This is a genomic window from Streptomyces sp. NPDC054863 (genome assembly GCF_053610825.1).
Genome location: NZ_JBSGZD010000423.1, coordinates 1 through 4,988, shown reverse-complemented (window position 1 = coordinate 4,988; position 4,988 = coordinate 1). Strand labels below are relative to the sequence as shown.

Below are 4,988 nucleotides of genomic sequence, written 5' to 3'. Positions count from 1 at the left end.
GTCCCCGCCCGGCCAGGGCGGGGACCTTGCTGCATCTTTGCTGCACTCCTGGGTGCCCAGAAGTCCTGAAGATTCCTAATTGCCCTTATGAGGAACGTGATTTCAAGCCGACATCACACTCGGGAGGGGCTGGGGGCCACTGGATCGACCGGTGTAGGTTCGTAACCTAGTCAGACGTCGCTGCTGATGGCGGTCGGGCGGTCCGTGGACCGGCCGAGGGAGAGAGGGCCTCCGACGGACTGCGCTGCGAGTGCTCGGGCATTCGTATGCCCACCGCCGCAGATCAGCCGTAACCACCTCGAACCACCTCACGAGGAGCAGCTCTTCATGACGACTGTCGCCACCGGCCAGGACTTCAAGGTCGCCGACCTCTCCCTCGCCGCTTTCGGCCGCAAGGAGATCACTCTCGCCGAGCACGAGATGCCCGGCCTGATGTCGATCCGCAAGGAGTACGCCGCCACCCAGCCCCTCGCGGGCGCCCGGGTCACCGGCTCGCTCCACATGACCGTGCAGACCGCGGTCCTCATCGAGACCCTGGTCGCCCTGGGCGCCGAGGTCCGCTGGGCCTCCTGCAACATCTTCTCCACCCAGGACCACGCCGCCGCCGCCATCGCGGTCGGCCCGAACGGCACCCCCGAGGACCCGCAGGGCGTCCCGGTCTTCGCCTGGAAGGGCGAGACGCTGGAGGAGTACTGGTGGTGCACGGAGCAGGCGCTGACCTGGCCGAACACCCCCACCGGCGGCCCGAACATGATCCTGGACGACGGTGGCGACGCCACCCTCCTCGTCCACAAGGGCGTCGAGTTCGAGAAGGCGGGCGCCGCCCCGGACCCGTCCACCGCGGACTCCGAGGAGTACGCCTACATCCTCACGCTCCTCAACCGCACCCTCGGTGAGAGCCCCCAGAAGTGGACCCAGCTCGCCTCGGAGATCCGCGGCGTGACCGAGGAGACCACCACGGGCGTGCACCGTCTGTACGAGATGCAGCGCGACGGCAACCTGCTCTTCCCGGCGATCAACGTGAACGACGCCGTGACGAAGTCGAAGTTCGACAACAAGTACGGCTGCCGCCACTCCCTGATCGACGGCATCAACCGCGCCACCGACGTCCTCATCGGCGGCAAGGTCGCGGTCGTCTTCGGCTACGGCGATGTCGGCAAGGGCTGCGCGGAATCGCTGCGCGGCCAGGGCGCCCGGGTGATCATCACCGAGATCGACCCGATCTGCGCCCTGCAGGCGGCGATGGACGGCTACCAGGTCGCCACCCTCGACGACGTCGTCGGTATCGCGGACATCTTCGTGACGACGACGGGCAACAAGGACATCATCATGTCCTCGGACATGGCCAAGATGAAGCACCAGGCCATCGTCGGGAACATCGGCCACTTCGACAACGAGATCGACATGGCCGGCCTCGCGAAGACCCCGGGCATCGTCAAGGACGAGGTCAAGCCGCAGGTCCACACCTGGACCTACCCGGACGGCAAGGTCCTGATCGTCCTTTCCGAGGGCCGCCTGCTGAACCTCGGCAACGCCACCGGCCACCCCTCCTTCGTGATGTCCAACTCCTTCGCGGACCAGACCCTGGCCCAGATCGAGCTGTTCACCAAGCAGGAGGAGTACCCGACCGACGTCTACGTGCTGCCCAAGCACCTCGACGAGAAGGTCGCCCGGCTCCACCTCGACGCCCTGGGTGTCCGGCTCACGACGCTCCGCCAGGAGCAGGCCGACTACATCGGCGTCCCCGTCGAGGGCCCGTACAAGGCCGACCACTACCGCTACTGAGCAACCGGCGCCACGCCGCTCAGCAGCAGTAGACAGCCCCAGCTGTCAGGCAGGCCCCCGGACCACGCGCCGGGGGCCTGCCCCGTGTCCGGCGCACAAGCCGAGACAGAGCCGGAAAGACCCAAGGACCCCATGCCCCGCGGCCGATATTCGCTCCACGATCCCCACGATCACACTCCCCTCGGCGAAGAACACTTCCACTGCGCGCCAGGCCCCTCCGGCTGGCGCTACGTCTCCCAAACCACCACCCCCTCCGGCGACCACGCCGGCTCCGTCGACCTCGCCCTCGACGACCTCGGCCGCCCCATCCGTCTCGAACTCCACGCATCGAGCTGGCAGATCCGCGGTGCCGCCATCGACGGCGTCACCTGGGTCCGTACCGACCCGACCGGAGAGCACGCCACCGAAGGCAGTGTCCGCGCCCACGCCTTCACCGGCACCTCCCCGGCATTCCTCGTCGCTGTCACCCGACTCCTGCGCCTCACCCCCACTTCCCCCGCCACTCGTGTCCGCCTGGTCGCCTTCACCGACCCGGTCCTGGCACCACGTACGCTCGACCAGTCCTGGGCCTTGGTAAAAAGCGAAGCACACGCCACTGACAACGGCCCCTTGATGGTGGACGAATACCAGGTCAACGCCCTGGACACCGGTGAACAACACCAGATCCACATCGCAGGCGACGTCGTCCTCGCGGCTCCGGGAATCGAGCTTGAGCACCTCGATACACCGCCGTCGGTCTTCCCCACGGAGCCCACCACCCCCGACACCTACTAGGCGGGCGGGGCAAACCCAGTCGTTCCCGCAGGCCTCCCCTTCACCTCATCCGACTCAACGGACGGGCTCACCACAGGCGCAGGCAACGGGGCAGGCAACGGGGCAGCACTAGCCACAGGCGCCGCAGGCACATCAGAACTCACGGGAGCTGCAAAGGCCGTGCCTCCCATTCCCCCGTATCCCCTTCCACCCGCGCCCACAGCCTCTTCTGCCGAAGCCGAAGCCGAAGCCGAAGCCAGGAAAGCCCGCCGGGAGTCCCGCACTTGCCGCTCCTGCATCACGGCAGCCAAGTAGGCAGCCGCAGGCACCCCCGACGGCACCGGAACTCCCGTGAAGCCCGCCATATCAGCGGCCAACCGGCCCGCCATCGCCCCGCCCACCGGTGGATCCAACTGCCGCATCCGCGTCAGGAACTGGCGTACGGCCAACCACAGTCCATCGGGCACCCGTGACAGGTCCAGCTCCGCGAACCGCCCCACCAGCCACGGCGGCGGTGCAGGCACCGCGTCGGTACGCCCGGCCGACACCCGCTCCCGCACCACCAGAGTTCCGGCGAACACGTCCCCGATCCGCCGCCCCCGCTCGGACACCAGTGAAGCGATACAAGCGACGACCCCGAAGGTCATCAGAATCTCGACGACGCCGACCGCCCCCCGCACCAGCGCGTGCCGGAACCGGATCGGCCCCCCGTCGTCCCGCACGACCCGCAGCCCGCAGGCCAGTTTCCCGAGCGACCGTCCGCGTGTGAGGGTCTCCACCGCGATCGGCGCCCCCACCAGCACCAGCAGAAACGAGGCCACCATGATCGCCGCCACAGCAGCATCGTCCAGCGAAGCAGTGGCCAACGTCAGTGCCAGCGTCACCCCGAGGTACACCGACCAGACCACGGCCATGTCGATCAACAGGGCCAACGCCCGGCTCGGCAGGCGTGCCGGCCGTACCCCGAGCACCACCGCATCGCCCGTCACGAACTCGCTCACCGGTGCTCACCTCTCGCAGACCTTCGCCACCCCTGAATTCCTCAGTCTGCCAAGCTGACCCCAAGCGCGCGCAGTGCTGTGCCTTCCCGCCGGACCCGGACCCAGTGCCTGGAGCAGCAGCCGACCATGGACCTCGACGTCTTCGTGACCGCCCACCACGCCGAGTGGGACCGACTCGATCAACTCCTGGGCCGACGCCGCCGTCTCACCGGCGCCGAGGTCGACGAACTGGTGGCCCTCTACCAGCGCACCGCTACCCATCTCTCCCTTCTCCAGTCGACCGCCCCGGATCCCACCCTCATCGCCCGCCTCACTCAGCTAGTGGCCCGTGCCCGCTCCACCGTCACCGGCACCCGCCGGGCCTCCTGGCGGGACGCGGCCCGGTTTCTGACGGCAGGCTTCCCGGCCGCGGTCTACCGCAGCCGCCGCTGGTGGATCCCCTCAGCTCTGCTCTCCATAGCGGTGGCCGCGGTGATCGGCTGGTGGATCGCCTCCCACCCCGAGGTCCAGGCCTCCATAGGAGCCTCTGCCGACCTCCGTGAGATGACCCGCCCGGGCGGCCAGTACGAGGCGTACTACTCGAGCCACCCGGCGGCCTCGTTCGCCGCCCAGGTCTGGACGAACAATGCCAAGGCGGCAGCCATATGCCTCGTCCTCGGTGCGTTTCTCTGTGTTCCCGTCCTCTGGGTCCTCTTCATCAACATGCTCAACCTCGGTGTCGGCATCGGCCTGATGTCCTCCGCCGGCCGTCTCGACACCTTCCTCGGTCTGGTGCTCCCGCACGGCCTGCTGGAACTCACGGCTGTCTTCGTAGCCGCCGGCACCGGCCTGCGCCTCGGCTGGACCCTCATCGACCCGGGCCCGCGCACCCGTCGAGCGGCCATGGCGCAGGAGGGCAGAGCGGCACTCGGCATAGCCATCGGTCTGGCCCTGGTCCTCTTCGTCTCCGGCCTGATCGAAGGGTTCGTCACCCCTTCCGGCCTTCCCACCTGGGCGCGCATCACCATCGGCATCGCTGCGGAGGTCGCATTCCTTGTGTACGTATACGTGTGGGGCGGCAGAGCAGCCCGAGCAGGGGAACAAGGCGATGTGGAACGTGTAGACCGGAGCGCCGAGCTCCCGACCGCCGCTTGATGTGCACGCGACCTGCCTGACCTGCTAGTCTCTCCCTCGCCCCGAAAAACCATTGACATGGTTCGAAAGGGGAGGTAGATTCGAACGGTTGCCTTGAGTTGGACAAACTTGATGGTGACCGGCTAGTCTCTAGCTCGCTCTCCGGAATCTCATTTCCATTGAGAGCCCCCCCGATTCCCTTTTCAGAATCACCGACGCCGATTAGCTCGGCCGAAATGCTTCTGATAGAGTCGGAACCGCCGGAAAGGGAAAACGCGAAAGCGAAGAACCTGGAAAGCACCGAGGAAATCGGAACGGAAACGGTCTGATAGAGTC

Annotated in this window: 4 protein-coding genes; 3 read left to right on the top strand and 1 reads right to left on the bottom strand. The window is 67.4% G+C overall.

The window, feature by feature from the left end; genetic code table 11:
- Positions 1 to 327: 327 nt before the first annotated feature.
- Positions 328 to 1,785, top strand: a complete 1,458-nt coding sequence (gene ahcY / locus ACWGIG_RS36840) for an adenosylhomocysteinase (protein ID WP_453326076.1) — start codon at positions 328 to 330, stop codon at positions 1,783 to 1,785.
- A gap of 132 nt (positions 1,786 to 1,917) precedes the next feature.
- A complete protein-coding gene (locus ACWGIG_RS36835; RefSeq protein WP_453326075.1) occupies positions 1,918 to 2,559 on the top strand; it encodes a hypothetical protein in 642 nt (213 codons plus the stop codon).
- On the opposite strand, the gene ACWGIG_RS36830 is transcribed toward ACWGIG_RS36835, so the two are convergent.
- Entirely contained in the window at positions 2,556 to 3,539 is a 984-nt protein-coding gene (locus ACWGIG_RS36830) for an RDD family protein (protein WP_453326074.1), read from the bottom strand. The genes ACWGIG_RS36835 and ACWGIG_RS36830 overlap by 4 nt on opposite strands.
- A gap of 126 nt (positions 3,540 to 3,665) precedes the next feature.
- On the opposite strand from ACWGIG_RS36830, the gene ACWGIG_RS36825 reads away from it, so the two are divergent.
- On the top strand, positions 3,666 to 4,673 hold the full coding sequence (locus tag ACWGIG_RS36825; RefSeq protein ID WP_453326073.1) for a stage II sporulation protein M: 1,008 nt from the start codon (positions 3,666 to 3,668) through the stop codon (positions 4,671 to 4,673).
- Positions 4,674 to 4,988 lie beyond the last annotated feature (315 nt).